Origin of the sequence: Pseudomonas sp. WS 5532 (genome assembly GCF_012985445.1) — a bacterium.
Lineage (GTDB): Bacteria > Pseudomonadota > Gammaproteobacteria > Pseudomonadales > Pseudomonadaceae > Aquipseudomonas > Aquipseudomonas edaphica.
In genome coordinates, this window is the sequence record NZ_JAAQWK010000001.1 from 114,453 (window position 1) to 137,055 (window position 22,603).

Genomic DNA, 22,603 nt, shown 5'->3' on the forward strand with positions numbered 1-22,603 from the left:
CCGATCATTCGGTGGCGGGCTTTTTACTTTCTCAAGGTCTGGCGCGGTCACTGTGGGAGCTGGCTTGCCTGCGATAGCGGTGGGTCAGCAACATACCCATCAACTGACAGTCAGCTATCGCAGGCAAGCCAGCTCCCACGTTAGATTGCATTCACAGGTCGGTCAGTGGCGGCCTGGGTATTCCGTGTGAAGCTTATCCAGCAGCGCATCCTTGTCTTCCCACAACCGGTTGATCCACCCCTGGAACGCCAACCGATACTCCCCATCCTGCTCATAATTCTTGCCGATAAATCCGGCTGGAATCTGCACTTCCTCAAAGTGCACCACCACGTCTTTCACATTCCCGCACAACAAATCCCAATACCCTGGACGCCCGGCCGGGTAGTGGATGGTCACGTTCACCAATGACTTGAGCTGCTCGCCCATGGCATCCAGCACAAACGCAATGCCACCGGCCTTGGGCTTGAGCAGGTAACGGAACGGCGATTTCTGCTGTGCGTGCTTGCCCGGCGTAAACCGCGTGCCTTCGGCAAAGTTGAAAATACCCACCGGGTTGTCGCGAAACTTCGCGCAGGTCTTGCGCGTGGTTTCCAGGTCTTTGCCTTTCTTCTCCGGGTGCTTCTCCAAGTAAGCTTTGGTGTAGCGCTTCATAAACGGGAAGCCCAGCGCCCACCATGCCAGGCCAATCACCGGCACCCAGATCAGTTCCTGCTTGAGGAAAAACTTCAGCGGCCGAATCCGGCGATTGAGCACGTATTGCAGCACCATGATGTCGACCCAGCTCTGGTGGTTACTGGTCACCAGATACGAGTGCTGGTAGTCCAGGCCTTCAAGGCCAGTCAGGTGCCAGCGTGTGCGTCGCACCAGGTTCATCCAGCCCTTGTTGTTGGTCACCCAGGCTTCGTGGGTGTGGTTCATCAGCCATTCGCTGAAACGTTTGGCAAATGGCAGCGCCTTGAACAGCGCGACAACAAACAGGAACGAACACAGCAGGATCGTGTTCAGCGCCAACAACAAGGACGCGATTACCCCGCGTACGGCGGCAGGTAGAAAATCCAGCATTTAGATATCCATAGGTCGGTTGGCGGCTTGAATCGCCGTCAGGGCGATGGTGTACACGATGTCGTCCACTTGCGCACCGCGCGGCAGGTCGTTCACCGGTTTGCGCAAGCCTTGCAGCATGGGGCCCAGGCTTACGCAGTCGGCGCTGCGCTGCACGGCCTTGTGCGTGGTGTTGCCGGTGTTCAGGTCCGGGAACACAAACACCGTGGCTTTACCGGCGACCTGGCTGTTGGGCGCCAACTGCCTTGCCACGGTTTCATTGGCCGCGGCATCGTATTGCAATGGGCCGTCGATCAGCAGCGAGCTTTGCTGTTCGTGGGCGAGCAAGGTGGCTTCGCGGACTTTCTCCACTTCTTCGCCGCTGGCCGAATCACCGCTGGAATAGCTGATCATCGCCACCCGTGGCGTAATGCCGAAGGCAGCGGCGGAGTCGGCACTTTGCAGGGCGATTTCCGCCAGTTCCACGGCGCTTGGGTGCGGGTTCATCACGCAGTCGCCGTACACCAGCACCTGCTCGGGGAACAGCATAAAGAACACCGACGACACCAAGGTGCAGCCCGGCGCCGTTTTAATCAGCTGCAGGGCAGGGCGGATGGTGTTGGCGGTGGAGTGAATAACCCCGGAAACCAGGCCGTCCACTTCATCCAGCGCGAGCATCATGGTGGCGATCACCACCGTATCTTCCAATTGTTGCTCGGCCATCGGCGCGTTGAGGCTCTTGCTCTTGCGCAGTGCGACCATTGGCTCGACATAGCGCTGGCGAATCAGGTCCGGGTCGAGAATCTCCAGGCCTTCGGGCAATTCGATGCCGTGGGCGCGGGCGACGGCTTCCACGTCGGCAGGTTTGGCCAGCAGCACGCAGCGTGCAATGCCGCGGGCCTGGCAGATGGCGGCGGCCTGCACGGTCAACGGCTCGCTGCCCTCGGGCAACACGATGCGTTTGTTGGCGGCCTGGGCGCGCTGGATCAACTGATAGCGGAACACCGCGGGCGACAGGCGCATTTCCCGTGGCGTGCCGCAGCGTTGGTGCAGCCAGCGTGCATCGAGGTGGCTGGCGACGAAATCGGTGATGATCTCCGCGCGCTCGCGGTCATCAATCGGGATTTCTTTGTTCAGGCTGTTGAGCTGGTTGGCCGTGTCGTAGGAACCGGTGCTCACGGAAAGGACTGGCAGCCCGGCCTGGAAGGCGCCACGGCACAGGTCCATGATGCGCGGGTCGGGCAGGGTGTCGCTGGTCAGCAACAGGCCGGCCAAGGGGACGCCGTTGATCGCGGCGAGGCTGACGGCCAGGATGATGTCGTCACGGTCGCCCGGCGTTACCACCAGCACGCCCGGCTTTAGCAGCTCCACGGTGTTACGCATGGTGCGCGCGCAAATGATGATCTTGGTCATGCGCCGGGTTTCGTAGTCGCCGGCGTTGAGGATCTGTGCGCCCATCAGGTCGGCCACGTCGCGGGTGCGCGGGGCGTTGAGTTCGGGCTGGTAGGGGATGCACCCGAGCAGGCGGAAATCGCCGCTACGCAACAGGGGCGAGTGCTCCTTGAGGCGCGCCGAGAAGGCTTCCATGCTTTCGTCGGTGCGCACCTTGTTGAGGATCACGCCCAGCACTTTCGGGTCTTTGGGGCCGCCGAACAGTTGGGCCTGCAATTCCACGCGGCCCGATAGCTCGGTGAGCACTTCGTTTTCCGGCGCCGACACCAGGATCACTTCCGCGTCGAGGCTCTTGGCCAGGTGCAGGTTGACCCGCGCCGCATAGCTGGCGCTGCGGGTCGGCACCATGCCTTCGACGATCAGCACGTCTTTGCCCACGGCGGCTTGCTGGTACAGGGTGATGATTTCTTCGAGCAGCTCGTCGAGCTGGCCGTCGCCGAGCATGCGTTCCACATGGGCCAGGCCCAAGGGTTGTGGTGGCTTAAGGCCGTGGGTGCGCGCCACCAGTTCGGTGGAGCGCTCGGGGCCGGTGTCACCCGGATGTGGCTGGGCAATCGGTTTGAAGAAGCCGACTTTCAGCCCGGCCCGCTCAAGGGTGCGCACCAGCCCAAGGCTGATGGAGGTCAGACCCACACCAAAATCGGTGGGCGCGATAAAAAAAGTCTGCATGCGAATTCTCTGGAGGTGCATGGCTTCGGTGGCGTTCTATGGCTGAGCGCCTACCGGGAATCAGGCACCAAGGTTATCGTTATTCAGGCGCTTGCGCACACCAGCCGCACGTAAAGGGTTGGCCTATTTTTTCAAGACGTTGCGCGGTATCGAGTACCCAGGCGCGCGACTGCCATGGCGGCTGGTGGCGCAGGTGCTGGGTGTGGCCGCAAGACAGCTCGGCCACCCAATGGTTGTCCTCATCCTGATGGAAACCGATGATGAAGGATGCCGTTGATCGGTTCCGTCTGTCCGGGTTCTGTTCGCTTTCGGGCAAATCCTTGTTTAGACTTGTCCGTTCTTCATTCTTATGCAAAAGGTCTCGCCCCATGACGATCGCCGCTAACAAGGCTGTCTCCATCGACTATACCCTGACCAACGACGCTGGTGAGGTCATCGACAGCTCCGCCGGCGGCGCGCCGCTGGTCTACCTGCAAGGTGCAGGTAACATCATCCCGGGCCTGGAGAAGGCTCTGGAAGGCAAGAACGTCGGTGACGAACTGACTGTCGCCGTAGAACCTGAAGATGCTTACGGCGAATACTCCGCCGAACTGGTCAGCACCCTGAGCCGCAGCATGTTCGAAGGCGTTGATGAGCTGGAAGTGGGCATGCAGTTCCACGCATCCGCTCCGGACGGCCAGATGCAGATCGTCACCATCCGCGATCTGGACGGCGACGACGTGACTGTCGACGGCAACCACCCTCTGGCTGGTCAGCGCCTGAACTTCCAAGTGAAGATCGTTGCTATCCGCGACGCCTCCCAGGAAGAAGTGGCCCACGGCCACGTCCACGGTGAAGGCGGTCATCACCATTGATTGTGGTTTGATCAATAGGTAGCAAAAACGCCCCGACTGGTTCGGGGCGTTTTTTTTGCGCCCGAAAATACACTGCAGTTCAAGTGTGGGAGCGGGCTTGCCCGCGATGAGGGCGTGTCAGCCGCCTTATACATCACTGACCCACCGCAATCGCGGGCAAGCCCGCTCCCACATTTTTGATCTTATCGCGCACAAACAAAAATGCCCCGGACCTTTCGGTTCGGGGCATTTCTTAACTGTTACGCAACCTGAGTTACGTGGCAGTTGTTACCACTTAGGCTGCTGCAGCGACGTTCAGAGCCTTGATGTGGCCATTCAGGCGGCTCTTATGACGAGCGGCTTTGTTCTTGTGGATGATGCCTTTATCGGCCATACGGTCGATAACAGGCACAGCCAGAACGTAAGCAGCTTGAGCTTTTTCAGCGTCTTTGGTGTCGATGGCTTTAACTACATTCTTGATGTAGGTACGAACCATGGAACGCAGGCTGGCGTTGTGGCTGCGACGCTTCTCAGCCTGTTTTGCACGTTTTTTGGCGGAAGGTGTGTTGGCCACCGTCGAGCTCCTCGAAAGACTTTTTAGGAAATAGCAAACAAAATAGGCCGCGAATCATGCCGATGACTTGATGGGTTGTCAAGGGCGGCTGATGCGAACTGCTGAGTGGTCGATCTGAAGAGGCGGGTGATTTATTTCCGGCGCTTGACCTGTAAACTCGCGAGCTTTGGCTCTGTGCTGTTGCAGGCGCGCAGTATCGCATAAGTGGGCGCTTTGTTCGCCTGCTCTTTATCTAAAGGCGCAAACTCTTTCAATGAATCTGCTCAAATCGTTGGCTGCCGTCAGCTCTATCACGATGATCTCCCGGGTTTTAGGGTTTGTGCGTGACACCCTGCTGGCGCGCATTTTCGGCGCCAGCATGGCCACGGATGCGTTCTTTATTGCCTTTAAACTGCCCAACCTGTTGCGGCGGATCTTCGCCGAGGGCGCATTCTCCCAGGCTTTCGTGCCGATCCTGGCCGAATACAAAACCCAGCAGGGTGAAGAGGCGACCCGTACCTTTATTGCCTATGTCTCGGGCTTGCTGACCCTGGTACTGATGCTGGTAACCCTCGTCGGCATGCTTGCCGCGCCCTGGGTGATCTGGGCCACGGCCCCCGGTTTTGCCAATACCCCGGAAAAATTCGCGCTGACCACTGACCTGTTGCGGGTGACCTTTCCTTATATATTGCTGATTTCGCTGTCTTCCCTGGCCGGGGCGATCCTCAATACCTGGAACCGTTTCTCGGTACCGGCCTTCGTGCCGACATTGCTGAACGTCAGCATGATTATTTTCGCGCTGTTCCTGACGCCGTACTTCGACCCGCCGGTTATGGCCCTGGGCTGGGCGGTGCTGGCCGGCGGCCTGGCGCAGCTGCTGTACCAACTGCCGCACCTGAAAAAAATCGGCATGCTGGTGCTGCCGCGCCTGAACCTCAAGGACACCGGCGTATGGCGCGTGATGCGCAATATGCTGCCGGCGATCCTGGGCGTGTCGGTGAGCCAGATTTCCCTGATCATCAACACTGCGTTCGCATCCTTGCTGGTGTCCGGTTCGGTCTCCTGGATGTACTACGCCGATCGCTTGATGGAGTTGCCGTCCGGCGTACTGGGTGTAGCCTTGGGCACAATCTTGCTGCCGACGCTGTCGCGCACCTATGCCAGCAAGGACCGCCAGGAGTACTCGCGCATCCTCGACTGGGGCCTGCGCCTGTGCTTTATGCTGGTGTTGCCGTGTTCCCTGGCCCTGGGCATTCTGGCTGAGCCGTTGACCGTGTCGCTGTTCCAATACGGCCAGTTCAGCGCGTTTGACGCGTCAATGACCCAGCGCGCACTGGTCGCCTACTCCGTCGGTCTGCTCGGCATTATCGTGATCAAAGTGCTGGCGCCGGGCTTCTACGCCCAGCAAAACATCCGCACGCCGGTCAAGATCGCAATCTTCACACTGATCGTCACGCAACTGCTCAACCTGGTGTTTATCGGCCCGTTGGCCCATGCCGGCCTGGCCCTGGCCATCAGCGCGGGTGCCTGCATCAACGCGGGCCTGCTGTTTTATCAACTGCGCAAGCAGCAGATGTATCAGCCGCAGCCGGGCTGGGGCCTGTTTGCCCTCAAGCTGCTGGTGGCTGTGGCGATGATGTCGGCGGTGTTGTTGGGCCTGATGCACTTCATGCCCGCCTGGGATCAAGGCCATATGCTTGAACGCTTCATGCGCCTGGGTGTTCTGGTCGTGGCAGGTGTGGTGGTGTACTTCGGGATGTTGCTGTTGCAAGGCTTCCGTCTGCGTGATTTCAATCGAAAGTCGCTTGGCTAGAGACTTTGCCGTGATAAAACGGTTGTTTTATCGATTCGATCCATTTGGCCTGCGCTGTTGCCTGTCGTCCGGGGCCGGGTGTGGTTATAATCGACCACTTTATGAGCAAGAAGCGCGTTATGCAGCTGGTTCGAGGTCTCCACAACCTGCGCCCCGAGCATCGGGGCTGCGTCGCCACTATTGGCAACTTTGACGGTGTTCACCGTGGCCACCAGGCTATCCTGGGCCGGCTGCGTGAACGTGCGGTCGAGTTGGGCGTGCCCAGCTGCGTGGTGATTTTTGAGCCACAGCCGCGGGAATACTTTACCCCCGAGACGGCTCCGGCGCGCTTGGCCCGCCTGCGCGACAAGCTGCAACTGCTGGCTGAAGAGGGCGTGGACCGTGTGCTGTGCCTGGCCTTCAATCAGCGTTTGCAAAGCCTCAGCGCCGCCGAGTTCGTTGACCGTATCCTGGTAGATGGCCTGGGCGTGCAGCACCTGGAGGTCGGCGACGACTTCCGTTTCGGCTGCGACCGCGTCGGCGATTTCGACTTCCTGCAACACGCTGGTGTGAATCAAGGTTTTACCGTCGAAGCCGCGCAAACCGTCGAACTGGACGGCCTGCGCGTGAGCAGTACCCAGGTGCGTAACGCACTGGCGGCTGCCGACTTCGCCTTGGCCGAGCGTTTGCTCGGTCGCCCCTTCCGCATTGCCGGGCGGGTATTGCACGGTCAGAAGCTGGCGCGCCAACTGGGCACGCCAACCGCCAACGTGCAGCTCAAGCGTCGTCGTGTGCCACTCACCGGGGTTTACCTGGTGAGTGTCGACATCGACGGCCAATCGTGGCCGGGAGTCGCCAACATAGGCGTCAGGCCCACGGTTGCAGATGATGGCAAGGCCCACCTGGAAGTTCACCTTTTGGATTTTGCCGGTGATTTGTATGACCGGCGTTTAACGGTGGTTTTCCACCAGAAGCTGCGTGAAGAGCAGCGTTTCGCCTCCCTTGAGGCGTTGAAAACGGCGATCAATGCGGATGTCGCCGCCGCCCGTGCACTAGCCGCACCTAGCGCCCATCGCTAACCGAAGAGCCTTAAATGACCGACTATAAAGCCACGCTAAACCTTCCGGACACCGCCTTCCCAATGAAGGCCGGCCTGCCACAGCGCGAACCGCAGATCCTGCAGCGCTGGGACAGTATTGGCCTGTACGGAAAGTTGCGCGAAATTGGCAAGGATCGTCCGAAGTTCGTCCTGCACGACGGCCCTCCTTATGCCAACGGCACGATTCACATCGGTCATGCGCTGAACAAAATTCTCAAGGACATGATCCTGCGTTCGAAAACCCTGTCGGGCTTCGACGCGCCTTATGTTCCGGGCTGGGACTGCCACGGCCTGCCGATCGAACACAAAGTCGAAGTGACCTACGGCAAGAACCTGGGCGCGGATAAAACCCGCGAACTGTGCCGTGCCTACGCCACCGAGCAGATCGAAGGGCAGAAGTCCGAATTCATCCGCCTGGGCGTGCTGGGCGAGTGGGACAACCCGTACAAGACCATGAACTTCAAGAACGAGGCCGGTGAAATCCGTGCCTTGGCTGAAATCGTCAAAGGCGGTTTCGTGTTCAAGGGCCTCAAGCCCGTGAACTGGTGCTTCGACTGCGGTTCGGCCCTGGCTGAAGCGGAAGTCGAGTACGAAGACAAGAAGTCCTCGACCATCGACGTGGCCTTCCCGATCGCCGACGACGACAAGCTGGCTCAAGCCTTTGGCCTGTCCAGCCTGCCAAAGCCTGCAGCCATCGTGATCTGGACCACCACCCCGTGGACCATCCCGGCCAACCAGGCGCTGAACGTGCACCCGGAATTCACCTACGCCCTGGTGGACGTCGGTGATCGCCTGCTGGTGCTGGCTGAAGAAATGGTCGAGGCCTGCCTGGCGCGCTACGAGCTGCAAGGTTCGGTCATCGCCACCACCACCGGCACTGCGCTGGAGCTGATCAATTTCCGTCACCCGTTCTATGACCGTCTGTCGCCGGTGTACCTGGCTGACTACGTGGAGCTGGGTTCGGGTACTGGTGTGGTTCACTCCGCGCCGGCCTACGGCGTTGATGACTTTGTGACCTGCAAAGCCTACGGCATGGTCAACGATGACATCCTCAACCCGGTGCAGAGCAATGGCGTGTACGCGCCGTCGCTGGAGTTCTTTGGCGGCCAGTTCATCTTCAAGGCCAACGAACCGATCATCGACAAACTGCGTGAAGTCGGTTCGCTGCTGCACACCGAAACCATCAAGCACAGCTACATGCACTGCTGGCGTCACAAGACCCCGCTGATCTACCGCGCTACCGCGCAGTGGTTTATCGGCATGGACAAAGAGCCGACCAGCGGCGACACCCTGCGTGTGCGCTCGCTCAAAGCGATCGAAGAGACCAAGTTTGTCCCGGCCTGGGGCCAGGCGCGCCTGCACTCGATGATCGCCAACCGCCCGGACTGGTGCATCTCCCGCCAGCGCAACTGGGGCGTGCCGATTCCGTTCTTCCTGAACAAGGAAAGCGGCGAGCTGCACCCACGTACCGTTGAACTGATGGAAGCAGTGGCGCTGCGCGTTGAGCAGGAAGGCATCGAAGCCTGGTTCAAGCTGGACGCCGCCGAACTGCTGGGCGACGAAGCGCCGCTGTACGACAAGATCAGCGACACCCTCGACGTGTGGTTCGACTCGGGTACCACCCACTGGCACGTGCTGCGCGGTTCGCACCCGATGGGTCACGCCACCGGCCCGCGTGCCGACCTGTACCTGGAAGGCTCGGACCAACACCGTGGCTGGTTCCACTCGTCGTTGCTGACCGGCTGCGCCATCGACAACCACGCGCCGTACCGCGAACTGCTGACCCACGGCTTCACCGTCGACGAGACGGGCCGCAAGATGTCCAAGTCGCTGAAAAACGTGATCGAGCCGAAAAAGATCAACGACACCTTGGGCGCCGACATCATGCGTCTGTGGGTAGCGTCGACCGATTACTCGGGCGAAATCGCCGTGTCGGACCAGATCCTGGCCCGTAGCGCCGATGCCTACCGCCGTATCCGTAATACCGCACGCTTCCTGCTGTCGAACCTGACCGGTTTCAACCCGGCCACCGACATCCTGCCGGCCGAGGACATGCTCGCTCTGGACCGTTGGGCCGTGGACCGTACCCTGTTGCTGCAGCGCGAGTTGCAGGAACACTACGGCGAATACCGCTTCTGGAACGTGTACTCCAAGATCCACAACTTCTGCGTGCAGGAGCTGGGTGGTTTCTACCTCGATATCATCAAGGACCGCCAGTACACCACCGGCGCCAACAGCAAGGCGCGCCGCTCGGCGCAGACCGCGCTGTACCACATCTCTGAAGCGCTGGTGCGCTGGATCGCACCGATCCTGGCCTTCACCGCCGACGAACTGTGGGAATACCTGCCGGGCGAGCGTAACGAATCGGTGATGCTCAACACCTGGTACGAAGGCCTGACCGAATTGCCGGCCAACTTCGAACTGGGCCGCGAGTACTGGGAAGGCGTGATGGCCGTCAAGGTTGCGGTGAACAAGGAGCTGGAAGTTCAGCGCGCGGCCAAGGCCGTCGGTGGCAACCTGCAAGCCGAAGTCACCCTGTTTGCCGAGGAAGGCCTGAGCGCCGACCTGGCCAAGCTGAGCAACGAACTGCGCTTCGTACTGATCACCTCGACCGCGAGCCTGGCACCGTTTGCCCAGGCACCTGCGGACGCAGTGGCCACCGAAGTGCCGGGCCTCAAGCTCAAAGTGGTCAAGTCGGCCTTTCCTAAGTGCGCCCGTTGCTGGCACTGCCGTGAAGACGTCGGCGTGAACCCGGAGCATCCGGAAATCTGCGGTCGTTGCGTCGACAACATCAGCGGTGCTGGCGAGGTTCGCCACTATGCCTAATGCTTCCAGTCGTTTCGGACGTCTGGGTTTGCTCGTGCTGAGCGTGCTGGTCCTGGTCATTGACCAGGTCAGCAAGGCTCATTTCGAAGGCTCCCTGCAGATGTTCCAGCAGATTGTGGTCATTCCTGACTACTTCAGCTGGACCCTGGCCTACAACACCGGTGCTGCCTTCAGCTTCCTGGCGGACAGCGGCGGCTGGCAGCGCTGGCTGTTTGCCTTGATCGCGGTGGTTGTCAGCGCTGTGCTGGTGGTCTGGCTCAAGCGTCTGGGCCGTGATGATACTTGGCTCGCCATTGCCCTGGCCTTGGTGCTGGGCGGCGCGCTGGGCAACCTGTACGACCGCATTGCCCTGGGCCATGTGATCGACTTTATTCTGGTGCATTGGCAGAACCGCTGGTACTTCCCTGCGTTCAACTTTGCCGACAGCGCCATCACCGTCGGTGCAATCATGCTGGCGTTGGACATGTTCAAAAGCAAGAAAACCGGAGAGACCGTCAATGACTGATCAGGTATTGGCTGAGCAACGCATCGGCCAGAACACGGAAGTCACTTTGCATTTCGCACTGCGCCTGGAGAATGGCGACACGGTCGACAGCACGTTCGACAAAGCCCCGGCGACCTTCAAAGTCGGTGATGGCAACCTGCTGCCGGGTTTTGAAGCGGCACTGTTCGGTTTCAAGGCCGGCGACAAGCGCACCTTGCAGATCCTGCCGGAAAACGCCTTTGGCCAGCCCAACCCGCAAAACGTGCAGATCATCCCGCGCTCGCAGTTCCAGGACATGGACCTGTCGGAAGGCCTGTTGGTGATCTTCAACGATGCGGCGAACACCGAGCTGCCCGGCGTGGTTAAAACCTTCGATGACGCGCAAGTGACCATCGACTTCAACCACCCGTTGGCCGGTAAAACCTTGACGTTTGACGTTGAAATCATCGACGTTAAAGCGCTCTGACTGACGAAACCGGCGCTTATGGGGCCGGCTTGTGTGGGAGCTGGCTTGCCTGCGATAGCATCACCTCGGTGTACCTGATACACCCGGTCGTTTGCATCGCGGGCAAGCCCGGTTCCCACAGGGGCTTACTCCTGTAGAGTTGAGTTGATCCAATTTCTTGCCCTGCAAGACACGAGGCACAGCATGCAAATCAAACTCGCCAACCCCCGTGGCTTCTGCGCCGGTGTGGACCGGGCGATCGAAATCGTCAATCGCGCCCTGGAAGTGTTCGGGCCGCCGATTTACGTGCGCCATGAAGTCGTCCACAACAAATTCGTGGTTGAAGACCTGCGCGCACGCGGGGCTATCTTTGTCGAAGAACTCGACCAGGTGCCGGACGACGTTATCGTCATCTTCAGCGCCCACGGCGTGTCCCAGGCAGTACGCACCGAAGCGGCGGGCCGTGGCCTCAAGGTGTTTGACGCCACCTGCCCGCTGGTGACCAAGGTGCATATCGAAGTCGCGCGCTATAGCCGCGACGGCCGTGAATGCATCCTGATCGGCCACGCCGGTCACCCGGAAGTCGAAGGCACCATGGGGCAGTACGACGCCAGTAATGGCGGCGCCATCTACTTGGTAGAAGACGAAAAAGACGTGGCCGAGTTGCAGGTTCAAAACCCTGATCGCCTGGCCTTCGTGACGCAAACCACCCTGTCGATGGACGACACCAGCCGTGTGATCGATGCCCTGCGCACGCGTTTCCCGGCAATTGGCGGCCCACGCAAGGATGACATCTGCTACGCCACGCAAAACCGCCAGGACGCCGTCAAGCAACTGGCCGACGAATGCGATGTGGTTCTGGTGGTCGGCAGCCCCAACAGCTCCAACTCCAACCGCTTGCGCGAACTGGCTGAACGCATGGCCACGCCGGCCTACCTGATCGATGGCGCTGAAGACATGCAGCGCAGTTGGTTCGACGGCGTTGAGCGTATTGGCATCACCGCAGGGGCTTCCGCTCCAGAAGTGCTGGTGCGCGGTGTGATTCAGCAACTGCAAGCCTGGGGCGCCACCGGCGCGGATGAATTGGCCGGTCGCGAAGAGAACATCACGTTCTCCATGCCCAAAGAGCTGCGGGTTCGTTCGCTGCTCTGAGTGCCACGGTGCCGGAGCCGCACAGCGCCTGCTCGGTGGCCTCACTGCGCAGGCTGATGCGCCCGCTGGGCGCCAGCACCACTTGATAGAGGCTCTGTACCGGGTCGGTGCCGCAGATGTGCACCGTACCGGCGCGGAAGCCACCTCCCGCAAACACCGGCTCACCCAGCCCGCTGAAGCGTACCTGGCTCTTGACTGGCCCATTGCCCGCCATCAGCACGCGCCCATTGCCCTGCCGTTCCAGCAGTATAGGGTTGTCGGTACCCGGCTCGCCGCGCCCGCTTGTATCCACGATGATTTGCCATCCTCGGCTCCAATCGTTCTCCAGCGCCTGAATGATCACTGCGCGATTGCGGGTGATTGCCTCAGTGCGCGCCAACCGCAGGCCTTCGGCAAGTGAGTGTGCCGCGCTGCGTTGCTGCTGCGACGCAAGCAACCCCTTGAAGGCGGGCACTGCCACGGTCACCAGGATGCCGCCCAGTAACAGGCCGAACAGAAGTTCGATCAGGGTGAAACCGCGTTGTTGCATAGTCTGTCCCTCCATGGGCAAGGGTAAAAATGGGTTTGGAGACCTAGGTATAGCGCCCGGCGGCGGGGCTGAATGATGGCCTTTATGTCCAAAGTATTTCCCTTTGTTCCGATAGCAGCGCGAGCCAAAAACCGGCGCTAGTCTTGGGTCTCACAGCAGCATTGCGCTGCTTTTTTCAGCCTTCGACACGGATGACGACGGTAATGCTTGCCTGCCCGAACAGACTTTTTCCCTGCGTGCTGCCTCGACAGCAAACCGGCATGACCTTGATCGAAGTGCTGGTGGCGGTGCTGATTCTCGCCGTCGGGTTGCTGGGCGCCGCAGTGACCCAGCTCAATGCACTCAAGTACACCGACAGCTCAAGGATGACCAGCCAGGCCAGTTTCATTGCCTACGATATGCTCGACCGAATCCGCGCCAACTCAGGCGCCGACTATGCATGGGGGGTCGCGCAAACCGCCCCCGTCCTTAGCGCGACGGCCAGCGTGCGGGACCTGGACCTGCATGACTTCGAAGCCAATATCATCGGCTTCGCCGGCGAGGACGCCAAAGGCTCGGTGGTGATCAGCGGTGGCGAGGTAACCGTGAGCATCAGTTGGGATGATGCCCGTGGGGCGAATACGCCCGGGGCGCGGGAAACCTTCACCCTCACCAGCCGCATTACCAGCGACCCGCAGGTGCCTCAATGAGAAGCTTTGTCCGTGGCTTCAGCCTGGTGGAGTTGTTGCTCGCGCTGGCTGTCGGGTTGCTGCTGGTGCTGGGTGTCAGCCAGGTGACGATCAGCGCTCGCGCGACTCAAGCCAGCCAACAGGCCGCCATGCTGCTGCAGGATGACGCGCGGTTTGTGCTGGGCAAGATGATCCGGGATATCCGCCAGGCGGGCATGTTCGGCTGCCTGGCGACAGCCTCTATCGACAACGCACCGTCAGCCTTTGATCAACCTGTGGGTTGGCATTCTGCAGGCAGTTCCTGGTCGCTGACGCTGGTCACCGCCGATGTCGCAGGTGAGGGCGGCACGCCTGACTGGACGGTGCTCTCTGACTGCCTCGGCACGGCCCAGGCCTACGCGGGGAATTCACCGCCACCGATGCCAGGGCAGATCCGCTTTGCGCTGCGCCAACTCACCTACACCTATGAAACTGGGCAATTGAAGGTCAGTACGCCTGCGGCGCCGGCCAAGGCGGTGCTGTTGGATAACGTGCAGGCCTTCGACATCAGTTTCGGCGTGGCGGGCAAACCAGGTTCGCCTCAGGTAGCGCGCTATGACGCCAGCCCGGCGGATGAATCGCTGATCCGCAGCGTACGCCTGCGCATGACGCTGCAAGATCCGACCGGGCGTGTGAAAGATCAGGCCTACAGCGTCGTCGCAGCCCTGCGAAACCGGTTGGGGTAGGGCAGCATGTTCAATCATCAACGCTTTTATGCAGGGCAAGCCGGCATCGTTTTACTGATCAGCCTGGTGTTTCTGCTGGTGCTGTCACTGATCGGCCTGGCATCGATGCAAGGGGCGGTGTCCCAACAAAAGATTACCGGCAGCGTATGGCATCGAAACCAGTCATTCCAAAGCGCCGAAAGTGGCCTGCGGTTGGGTGAGTCGGTGATCCGGCGGGCAGGCGCGACACTGCCGGTGTGTCGGGCAATCAATTCCTGTGCGCCGCCGGTCGAGTCGTCGCAGGTGATAGAGGCTGGCACAAACCCCGTGTCAGCAGTTACTTGGGTTGCCCTGAAGGGCGGCCTGTATGGCGTGCAATCCCTGGGAGTGGGCGTGGGGATGGCGGGTTTGCCTGCCGAAACACCGGCCGCGTTGTACCGCGTGACGGCGGTTGGGAGCAGTGGCCAAGTGCGCACGGTGCTGGAGGCGGTCTATGCACAGGCAGAGGGCGGTCTGTGCATTCATCGGGTGCTATGGCGACAACTTCACTAGTAAGGAGCGTATCAATGGGCAAGGATTGCCAAGGTTTTACCCTGATCGAGTTACTGGGTGCGGTCGCGATCATCGCGTTTTTGGCCGGGATTGCTTACCCCGCGTATACCGGGCAGGTGAAAAAAGCCTACCGCGCGCAGATCGTTGCACTGTTGATTGAGCAGGCGCAGCACCTCGAACGTTTTTACACGCGCCACGGCACTTTTATTGATGCAAGCGGCGCCAGTGCCGGCAATGATCACTATAGAATCAGCACTGCATTGAGCCCCCAGTCATTCACACTGGTCGCCTCGCCTGCAGTCGGCGCCATCATGGCAAATGACCCATGCGGTGAGTTCAGCTTGTCCAGCACCGGCGTGCGCAGCAACCCGGGCGCGATACCTGAAATGTCGCGCCAGGCGTGTTGGGGGCAATGATGAGAGTACTGGATGAATGGGCGCCGGGTGCGCTTTTCCCTTTTTATCGGCTGGATCAAATGATGGCTAAGCAACAGCAAGTGGTGATTGTCGGTGGCGGTGTCATCGGCTTGTTGATCGCGTTTAACCTGGCCACGGAGGGGCAGGCCGTGGTGCTGCTGGAGCGGTCGGGGCTTGGGCAGGAGTCTTCCTGGGCGGGTGGCGGCATTGTTTCGCCGCTGTATCCATGGCGCTACAGCCCGGCGGTCACCGCACTGGCCCATTGGTCGCAGGATTTTTACCCGCAGTTGGCAGAGCGGCTGTTTGCGGCCACCGGGGTTGATCCAGAGGTTCACACCACAGGCCTTTACTGGTTGGACCTGGAAGATGAAGCCCAAGCGTTGGCTTGGGCTGCCCGAGAAGGTCGCCCGTTGAGCAAGGTAGATGTGTCGGCCGCCCATGATGCCGTGCCGGTGCTGGGCGGTGGATATTCCCAGGCGATCTACATGGCGAACGTGGCCAATGTGCGCAACCCGCGTCTGGTCAAATCCCTCAAGGCTGCGCTGTTGGCGTTGCCGGGCGTGACCCTTCATGAGCAGTGCGAAGTGGAGGGGTTTGTTATTGAAGATGGCAACGTCGTGGGTGTAAATACCGCTGCGGGGCCGATCCTGGGCGATCAGGTGGTGCTGGCTGCGGGCGCCTGGAGCGGCGAAATACTCGGCAAGCTGGGCCTGTCGCTGCCAGTGGAGCCGGTCAAAGGCCAAATGATTTTGTACAAATGTGCGTCGGATTTTTTGTCGAGCATGGTGCTGGCCAAAGGGCGTTATGCGATCCCGCGGCGTGACGGGCACATTCTGATCGGCAGCACGCTGGAGCATGAAGGGTTCGACAAGACCCCGACCGAGTCGGCCTTGGAAAGTCTCAAGGCGTCGGCGGTGGAGTTGATTCCCGCGCTGGCAGACGCGCAGGTCGTAGGTCACTGGGCCGGTTTGCGCCCCGGTTCACCGGAAGGTATCCCTTACATCGGTGAAGTGCCCGGTTTCAAAGGGCTTTGGCTCAACTGCGGGCATTATCGCAATGGGCTGGTGCTCGCGCCGGCATCCTGTCAACTGTTCGCTGACTTGCTGTTGGGGCGTCCCCCGATCATTGACCCGGCGCCGTATGCGCCCGCCGGTCGGATCAACGCTGAATAGACTTCGGCCCTTGTTCCAGGTGCGCCTGGGTGCAGTACCACTCCTGGCGTGAATTGAGTGCGCGATCCTGCGGCAGGTGCACGCCGCAGTGGGCGCAGCGCACCATCAGGGCCGCGCTCGGCTCGGCGGAGCGTTGCTGTTTAGCCGCCGGGCTTTTGAATTTGCGCCAGAACCATACCGCGGCAGCAATGACGGCAATCCAGAACAGTAGACGAAGCATGATGGGCAGTTTCTCGACAGGGAATGCGCCAGTTTAGCCAAGCGCGTGGCAAGCGCACAGCGCAATAACAAGACGCCCACAAAAAAGGAGCCTCGAGAGGCTCCTTCTTGATGACGCTGTGTGCAATCAGTCAAACACGCCGAAGGTCATGTAGCTGAACCACGAACGGTCTTCATTGTTGCCCAGGGCCTGGGGTGCTTCTTCTTCGATCACGTCGCCATTGGCGTCATGCGGCTTGAGCTCCGAAGGAATGGCTTCCTTGGCGTCCTGGAACTGCTTCATCACGTCCTGGTTGGCGCGGGTTTCGCCCGGCGGCAACGGTGGACGGGAACTGATCAGGCCCAGGGTGTATTTGCTCAACCAGGAACGGTTGTCTGCTTCAGCTACCCGAGGCACGAACTGGCCGTCTTTCAGACTTGGGGAGTCCGGGTAGTTGAGCTTCAGGGTTTCCAGGCTGGTGGTTGCCAATGCATCCAGGTGCAATGCCTGGTAAGCCTGGGTCATCACCGCCAGGCCATCACCCACGGATGGGGTCTCCTGGAAGTTCTCAACTACATAACGACCACGGTTGGCGGCAGCTACATACGCCTGACGGGTCAGGTAGTAGTCGGCCACGTGAATCTCGTAGGACGCCAGCAGGTTGCGCAGGTAGATCATGCGCTGCTTGGCGTCCGGCGAGTAGCGGCTGTTGGGGTAGCGGCTGGTGAGCTGGGCGAACTCGTTGAAGGAGTCGCGGGCAGCACCGGGGTCACGCTTGGTCATGTCCAGCGGCAGGAAGCGCGCCAGCAGGCCAACATCCTGGTCGAACGAGGTCAGGCCCTTCATGTAGTAGGCGTAGTCCACGTTCGGGTGCTGCGGGTGCAGGCGGATGAAACGCTCGGCGGCGGATTTTGCAGCTTCAGGCTCCGCGTTCTTGTAGTTGGCGTAGATCAGCTCGAGCTGTGCCTGGTCGGCATAGCGCCCGAACGGATAGCGCGACTCCAGGGCCTTCAGCTTGGCTGTGGCACTGGTGTAGCTATTATTGTCCAAGTCTTTTTGAGCTAATTGATACAGCTCGACTTCGCTCAGGTTTTCGTCGACGACTTCCTTTGTTGACGAGCAAGCAGCAGTCATGGCGAGGATGGCGATCAGCAGCAGGTGTTTCACTTGCATGGCGGCTTGCGTCCCTATGACGGCCGCTGTCTTGGGCGGGGCCGTCCTGTTATGATGAGCGCCCCGTTGAAAGCCTCGGGGCAAAAGACGCCGTATTTAACCACAAGCGCGCAGCCGAAACCAAAGGCTGTGCCACGCCTAGTCTGAGCATGTCCGATAAAATTGAACTTCGCGCAGAGGTGCCGTCCGAATTGGGCGGCCAACGCCTCGATCAAGTCGCCGCACAATTATTCGCTGAGCACTCGCGCTCGCGCCTTTCCGCCTGGATCAAAGACGGCCGCCTGACTGTGGATGGAGCGGTTATCCGCCCGCGAGACATAGTCCATGGCGGTGCGATTCTTGAGCTGACTGCCGAGCAGGAAGCCCAGGGAGAATGGGTCGCCCAAGACATCGAGCTGGATATCGTCTATGAAGACGATGACATCCTGGTCATCAACAAACCTGCAGGCCTGGTGGTTCACCCGGCGGTCGGGCACGCTGATGGCACTTTGCTCAATGCCTTGTTGCACCACGTGCCGGACATCGTCAACGTGCCGCGCTGCGGCATCGTGCACCGCCTGGACAAGGACACCACCGGCTTGATGGTGGTGGCCAAGACCATTCAGGCGCAGACGCAGTTGGTCACACAATTGCAGGCCCGCAGTGTCAGCAGGATCTACGAATGCATCGTGATCGGCGTGGTGGTGGCGGGTGGCAAGATCAACGCCCCGATCGGCCGCCACGGCCAGCAGCGCCAGCGTATGGCTGTGATGGAAGGCGGCAAGCCGGCCGTCAGCCACTACCGTGTGCTGGAGCGTTTCCGCTCCCACACGCATGTGCGGGTGAAGCTGGAGACCGGCCGCACGCACCAGATTCGCGTGCATATGGCGCACATCAACTTCCCGTTGGTCGGAGATCCGGCCTACGGTGGTCGCTTCCGTATTCCGCCAGCGGCCAGCCAGACCATGGTTGAATCGCTGAAAACCTTCCCGCGCCAGGCACTGCATGCACGTTTCCTGGAGCTGGATCATCCGACGAGCGGTAAGCGGATGAGCTGGGAATCGCCTCTGCCGGACGATCTGGTCTGGTTGTTGTCGCTGCTCAAGCAGGATCGCGAGGCGTTTGTAGGATGAGTGACTGGCTGATTCCTGACTGGCCCGCGCCGTCGGGAGTCAAAGCCTGCGTCACCACCCGTGCGGGCGGCGTCAGTCTGGCGCCGTTCGACAGCCTTAATCTGGGCGATCATGTCGAGGACAGCCTTGAGGCCGTCCTTGAAAATCGTCGCCGTCTTACCGACGCTTTTACTATCCAGCCTGCCTGGTTACGCCAGGTTCACGGGATAACCGTGGTGGAGGCTGACCCTTCGCGTATCGCTGAAGCCGACGCCAGTTGGACCAGCACACCCGGCATTGCCTGCACCTCAATGACCGCCGATTGCCTGCCCGCGTTGTTCTGCAACCGCGCCGGCACACGTGTGGCGGCTGCCCATGCCGGTTGGCGCGGGCTGGCGGCCGGTGTATTGGAGGCTGCGTTTGAAAGCTTGAATGCCGAGCCCGATGAAGTACTGGTGTGGCTAGGCCCGGCCATTGGCCCGCAAGCGTTTGAGGTCGGCCCCGAAGTGCGTGAAGCCTTCATGCAGCAATTGCCGACCACGGCCGAGGCCTTTGTACCTAGCCGCAACCCCGGCAAGTACATGGCCGATATTTACCAGTTGGCGCGCCTGCGCCTGGCCGCGCGCGGTGTCACCGCTGTATATGGTGGCGGTTTATGCACCGTTACCGACCCACGCTTCTTTTCCTATCGTCGCAGCCCGCGCACCGGTCGGTTCGCCTCCCTTATCTGGCTTGAGCGCTAGACTCTCCTGACTTGGGTCAATGCTGATCCACATCAAGGATCAGTTGCTTGAATCTTCCAGAATCCACCCCATCTATAAGGGTATCTGGCAGGTTTCTTCATTCAGGATGTGTATTTCTAGCTCCGGCCTGCTCAAAAGGAAGGTGACTAATGCGTATTGATCGTTTAACCAGCAAATTGCAGTTGGCACTCTCGGATTCCCAATCCCTGGCGGTCGGCCTCGACCACCCGGCGATTGAGCCTGCGCACTTGATGCAGGCGCTCCTGGAACAGCAAGGTGGTTCTATTAAACCCTTGCTGATGCAGGTGGGCTTTGACGTCAACAGCTTGCGCAAGGAGTTGAGCAAAGAGCTCGACCAACTGCCGAAAATCCAAAACCCTACCGGCGACGTGAACATGTCGCAGGACTTGGCGCGCCTGCTTAACCAGGCCGATCGCCTGGCCCAGCAGAAAGGTGACCAGTTCATTTCCAGCGAACTGGTGCTGCTCGCCGCGATGGACGACAACAGCAAGCTTGGCAAATTGTTGTTGGGCCAGGGCGTGAGCAAAAAAGCTCTGGAAAACGCCATCAACAACCTGCGTGGCGGCGAGGCGGTGAATGACCCCAATCATGAGGAGTCGCGCCAGGCCCTGGACAAATACACCGTCGACCTGACCAAGCGCGCCGAAGAAGGCAAGCTGGACCCGGTGATCGGCCGTGACGACGAAATTCGTCGCACCATCCAGGTGTTGCAACGCCGCACCAAGAACAACCCTGTGCTGATCGGTGAGCCTGGCGTGGGTAAGACCGCGATTGCCGAAGGCCTGGCCCAGCGCATCATCAATGGTGAAGTGCCGGACGGCCTTAAAGGCAAGCGCTTGTTGTCGCTGGACATGGGTTCGCTGATCGCCGGTGCCAAGTTCCGTGGCGAGTTCGAAGAACGCCTGAAGTCCCTGCTTAATGAACTGTCGAAACAGGAAGGGCAGATCATTCTGTTTATCGATGAACTGCACACCATGGTCGGCGCCGGCAAGGGCGAAGGTTCGATGGACGCCGGCAACATGCTCAAGCCGGCGTTGGCGCGCGGTGAGTTGCATTGCGTTGGCGCGACCACGCTCAACGAATACCGCCAGTACATTGAAAAGGACGCGGCCCTTGAGCGCCGCTTCCAGAAAGTATTGGTGGAAGAACCGAGTGAAGAAGACACCATCGCCATCCTGCGTGGCCTCAAAGAGCGTTATGAGGTGCACCACAAGGTGGCGATCACTGACGGCGCGATCATTGCGGCGGCCAAACTGAGCCATCGCTATATCACCGACCGTCAGTTGCCGGACAAGGCCATCGACCTGATCGACGAAGCGGCCAGCCGCATTCGCATGGAGATCGATTCCAAGCCGGAAGTGCTCGACCGCCTGGATCGGCGCCTGATTCAGCTGAAAGTTGAATCCCAGGCACTTAAGAAAGAAGAGGACGACGCAGCGAAGAAACGCCTGGAAAAACTTCAGGAAGAAATCCTGCGTCTGGAACGCGAGTATTCGGACCTCGAAGAAATCTGGACCTCGGAAAAAGCCGAAGTGCAGGGTTCTGCGCAGATCCAGCAAAAGATCGAGCAGTCCCGTCAGGAGCTGGAAGCAGCGCGCCGTAAAGGCGACCTGAACCGCATGGCCGAGTTGCAGTACGGGGTGATCCCGGACCTGGAGCGCAGCCTGCAAATGGTTGACCAGCACGGCAAGCCCGAGAATCAGCTGCTGCGCAGCAAGGTGACCGAGGAAGAAATTGCCGAAGTGGTCTCCAAGTGGACCGGCATTCCCGTGTCGAAAATGCTTGAAGGCGAGCGCGACAAGCTGCTGAAAATGGAAAGCCTGCTGCACCAGCGCGTCATCGGCCAGGAAGAGGCCGTGGTGGCAGTGTCCAATGCGGTACGGCGTTCGCGGGCCGGTTTGTCCGACCCGAATCGTCCGAGCGGCTCGTTTATGTTCCTCGGCCCAACCGGCGTGGGTAAGACCGAGCTGTGCAAGGCATTGGCCGAGTTCCTCTTTGATACTGAAGAGGCCATGGTGCGCATCGATATGTCCGAATTCATGGAGAAACACTCGGTGGCGCGCCTGATCGGTGCTCCACCAGGCTATGTGGGATATGAAGAAGGCGGTTACCTGACCGAAGCCGTGCGGCGTAAGCCTTACTCGGTGATCCTGCTGGATGAGGTCGAGAAGGCCCACCCGGATGTGTTCAACATCTTGCTGCAGGTGCTGGAAGATGGCCGGTTGACGGACAGCCACGGGCGCACTGTGGACTTTCGCAATACGGTGATCGTGATGACCTCTAACCTGGGCTCGGCGCAGATCCAGGAGCTGGTCGGTGATCGTGAGGCCCAGCGCGCTGCGGTGATGGATGCGCTGACCTCGCACTTCCGCCCGGAATTTATCAACCGGGTCGATGAAGTGGTGATCTTCGAGCCTCTGGCGCGGGATCAGATCGCGGGTATTACCGAGATCCAGTTGGGCCGTCTGCGCAGCCGCCTGGCCGAGCGTGAGCTTGACCTGGAGCTGAGCAGCGAGGCGTTGGACAAGTTGATCGCGGTGGGTTACGACCCCGTGTACGGCGCACGGCCTCTGAAACGTGCGATACAGCGCTGGATCGAGAACCCGTTGGCGCAGTTGATCCTGTCGGGCAGCTTCATGCCGGGGACCAGCGTGGCGGCCACGGTGGAAAACGACGAAATCGTCTTCCACTAAGCCCAGACTGTAAGGCGATAAGAGGAGGCCCCGCATTGCGGGGCCTTTTTTTTCGATAGGGCGTTGAACTGTAAGGCAAAGGCTTGTAAAGTGCGCCCCGCAGCAACGTCAGCCCACGGGTTTCTTCTCCCCAAGAAGAAATCAGAAACAAGCGCAAATCATTGTCTTAAAAGCAATTTAAAGGGTTGACAGGGGTTTTTAAGATTGTAGAATAGCGCGCCTCAGAGACGTGAACGTAGCGATACGGACAAGCCGATGAGAAGGTTGTAAAGCAGTAGAAGTTGTAAATTTGAAAT

Annotated in this window: 22 protein-coding genes; 15 read left to right on the top strand and 7 right to left on the bottom strand. The window is 60.1% G+C overall.

What is annotated here, in order from left to right; translation table 11 throughout:
• Nucleotides 1-162 precede the first annotated feature (162 nt).
• The 3 genes from HBO23_RS00555 to HBO23_RS00565 form a co-directional block, all read right to left on the bottom strand.
• Entirely contained in the window at nucleotides 163-1,062 is a 900-nt protein-coding gene (locus HBO23_RS00555; protein ID WP_170036198.1) for an acyltransferase, read from the bottom strand.
• On the bottom strand, nucleotides 1,063-3,162 hold the full coding sequence (gene pta / locus HBO23_RS00560) for a phosphate acetyltransferase (protein ID WP_056859109.1): 2,100 nt from the start codon (nucleotides 3,160-3,162) through the stop codon (nucleotides 1,063-1,065).
• A 79-nt stretch (nucleotides 3,163-3,241) separates the two neighbouring features.
• Nucleotides 3,242-3,550, bottom strand: a complete 309-nt coding sequence (locus HBO23_RS00565) for a DUF3565 domain-containing protein (protein WP_225933027.1) — start codon at nucleotides 3,548-3,550, stop codon at nucleotides 3,242-3,244.
• Here HBO23_RS00565 and HBO23_RS00570 point away from each other — a divergent pair.
• Entirely contained in the window at nucleotides 3,531-4,016 is a 486-nt protein-coding gene (locus tag HBO23_RS00570; protein WP_003188398.1) for a peptidylprolyl isomerase, read from the top strand. The genes HBO23_RS00565 and HBO23_RS00570 overlap by 20 nt on opposite strands.
• 274 nt (nucleotides 4,017-4,290) lie before the next feature.
• Here the strand turns inward: HBO23_RS00570 and rpsT are convergent, their stop codons facing one another.
• Nucleotides 4,291-4,569: a 30S ribosomal protein S20 gene (rpsT, locus tag HBO23_RS00575; RefSeq protein ID WP_003171647.1), complete on the bottom strand. Its 279-nt coding sequence runs from the start codon at nucleotides 4,567-4,569 to the stop codon at nucleotides 4,291-4,293.
• Between the two features lie 253 nt (nucleotides 4,570-4,822).
• Between rpsT and murJ the strand changes: the two genes are divergently transcribed.
• From murJ to ispH, 6 genes are all read left to right on the top strand, one after another.
• On the top strand, nucleotides 4,823-6,361 hold the full coding sequence (gene murJ / locus HBO23_RS00580) for a murein biosynthesis integral membrane protein MurJ (protein ID WP_056859107.1): 1,539 nt from the start codon (nucleotides 4,823-4,825) through the stop codon (nucleotides 6,359-6,361).
• 119 nt (nucleotides 6,362-6,480) lie between these two features.
• Entirely contained in the window at nucleotides 6,481-7,419 is a 939-nt protein-coding gene (ribF, locus tag HBO23_RS00585; protein WP_170036200.1) for a bifunctional riboflavin kinase/FAD synthetase, read from the top strand.
• Nucleotides 7,420-7,433: 14 nt separating this feature from the next.
• Nucleotides 7,434-10,265 carry an isoleucine--tRNA ligase gene (gene ileS / locus HBO23_RS00590; RefSeq protein WP_170036202.1) on the top strand — a complete coding sequence of 944 codons (2,832 nt, stop codon included), beginning with the start codon at nucleotides 7,434-7,436 and terminating at the stop codon, nucleotides 10,263-10,265.
• The gene (gene lspA, locus HBO23_RS00595) at nucleotides 10,258-10,770 is read left to right on the top strand and encodes a signal peptidase II (RefSeq protein ID WP_017137607.1); all 513 of its coding nucleotides are present in this window, start codon (nucleotides 10,258-10,260) and stop codon (nucleotides 10,768-10,770) included. The genes ileS and lspA overlap by 8 nt, the downstream gene beginning before the upstream one ends.
• A gap of 7 nt (nucleotides 10,771-10,777) precedes the next feature.
• On the top strand, nucleotides 10,778-11,215 hold the full coding sequence (gene fkpB / locus HBO23_RS00600; protein WP_010213263.1) for an FKBP-type peptidyl-prolyl cis-trans isomerase: 438 nt from the start codon (nucleotides 10,778-10,780) through the stop codon (nucleotides 11,213-11,215).
• 183 nt (nucleotides 11,216-11,398) lie between these two features.
• Complete coding sequence (gene ispH / locus HBO23_RS00605) at nucleotides 11,399-12,346, top strand: 4-hydroxy-3-methylbut-2-enyl diphosphate reductase (RefSeq protein ID WP_017137605.1); 948 nt, start codon at nucleotides 11,399-11,401, stop codon at nucleotides 12,344-12,346.
• Here ispH and HBO23_RS00610 read toward each other — a convergent pair.
• Nucleotides 12,300-12,875 (bottom strand): GspH/FimT family protein, encoded by a 576-nt coding sequence (locus HBO23_RS00610; RefSeq protein ID WP_138451313.1) that lies wholly within the window; start codon nucleotides 12,873-12,875, stop codon nucleotides 12,300-12,302. The two genes, ispH and HBO23_RS00610, sit on opposite strands and share 47 nt — an antisense overlap.
• 203 nt (nucleotides 12,876-13,078) lie before the next feature.
• Between HBO23_RS00610 and pilV the strand changes: the two genes are divergently transcribed.
• The 5 genes from pilV to thiO all read left to right on the top strand — a co-directional run bounded on the left by pilV (nucleotide 13,079) and on the right by thiO (nucleotide 16,387).
• Nucleotides 13,079-13,564 carry a type IV pilus modification protein PilV gene (gene pilV / locus HBO23_RS00615; RefSeq protein WP_170036204.1) on the top strand — a complete coding sequence of 162 codons (486 nt, stop codon included), beginning with the start codon at nucleotides 13,079-13,081 and terminating at the stop codon, nucleotides 13,562-13,564.
• The gene (locus tag HBO23_RS00620; protein WP_170036206.1) at nucleotides 13,561-14,268 is read left to right on the top strand and encodes a prepilin-type N-terminal cleavage/methylation domain-containing protein; all 708 of its coding nucleotides are present in this window, start codon (nucleotides 13,561-13,563) and stop codon (nucleotides 14,266-14,268) included. The genes pilV and HBO23_RS00620 overlap by 4 nt, the downstream gene beginning before the upstream one ends.
• A gap of 6 nt (nucleotides 14,269-14,274) precedes the next feature.
• On the top strand, nucleotides 14,275-14,799 hold the full coding sequence (locus tag HBO23_RS00625; protein ID WP_170036208.1) for a PilX N-terminal domain-containing pilus assembly protein: 525 nt from the start codon (nucleotides 14,275-14,277) through the stop codon (nucleotides 14,797-14,799).
• A gap of 14 nt (nucleotides 14,800-14,813) precedes the next feature.
• A complete protein-coding gene (locus tag HBO23_RS00630; RefSeq protein WP_017137600.1) occupies nucleotides 14,814-15,215 on the top strand; it encodes a type IV pilin protein in 402 nt (133 codons plus the stop codon).
• Between the two features lie 62 nt (nucleotides 15,216-15,277).
• Nucleotides 15,278-16,387, top strand: coding sequence for a glycine oxidase ThiO (gene thiO, locus HBO23_RS00635; protein ID WP_170036210.1), 1,110 nt, complete (start codon nucleotides 15,278-15,280; stop codon nucleotides 16,385-16,387).
• Here the strand turns inward: thiO and HBO23_RS00640 are convergent.
• Together HBO23_RS00640 and HBO23_RS00645 are read right to left on the bottom strand one after the other, a co-directional pair.
• Complete coding sequence (locus HBO23_RS00640) at nucleotides 16,374-16,607, bottom strand: PP0621 family protein (RefSeq protein ID WP_170036212.1); 234 nt, start codon at nucleotides 16,605-16,607, stop codon at nucleotides 16,374-16,376. The two genes, thiO and HBO23_RS00640, sit on opposite strands and share 14 nt — an antisense overlap.
• Nucleotides 16,608-16,733: 126 nt before the next feature.
• The gene (locus tag HBO23_RS00645) at nucleotides 16,734-17,759 is read right to left on the bottom strand and encodes an outer membrane protein assembly factor BamD (RefSeq protein ID WP_017137597.1); all 1,026 of its coding nucleotides are present in this window, start codon (nucleotides 17,757-17,759) and stop codon (nucleotides 16,734-16,736) included.
• A gap of 149 nt (nucleotides 17,760-17,908) precedes the next feature.
• Here HBO23_RS00645 and rluD point away from each other — a divergent pair, with 149 nt between their 5' ends.
• The 3 genes from rluD (at nucleotide 17,909) to clpB (ending at nucleotide 22,307) form a co-directional block, all read left to right on the top strand.
• Complete coding sequence (rluD, locus tag HBO23_RS00650) at nucleotides 17,909-18,871, top strand: 23S rRNA pseudouridine(1911/1915/1917) synthase RluD (RefSeq protein ID WP_017137596.1); 963 nt, start codon at nucleotides 17,909-17,911, stop codon at nucleotides 18,869-18,871.
• On the top strand, nucleotides 18,868-19,593 hold the full coding sequence (pgeF, locus tag HBO23_RS00655; protein WP_169986842.1) for a peptidoglycan editing factor PgeF: 726 nt from the start codon (nucleotides 18,868-18,870) through the stop codon (nucleotides 19,591-19,593). The genes rluD and pgeF overlap by 4 nt, the downstream gene beginning before the upstream one ends.
• Before the next feature lie 149 nt (nucleotides 19,594-19,742).
• Nucleotides 19,743-22,307 carry an ATP-dependent chaperone ClpB gene (gene clpB, locus HBO23_RS00660; RefSeq protein ID WP_017137594.1) on the top strand — a complete coding sequence of 855 codons (2,565 nt, stop codon included), beginning with the start codon at nucleotides 19,743-19,745 and terminating at the stop codon, nucleotides 22,305-22,307.
• Nucleotides 22,308-22,603: the final 296 nt, after the last annotated feature.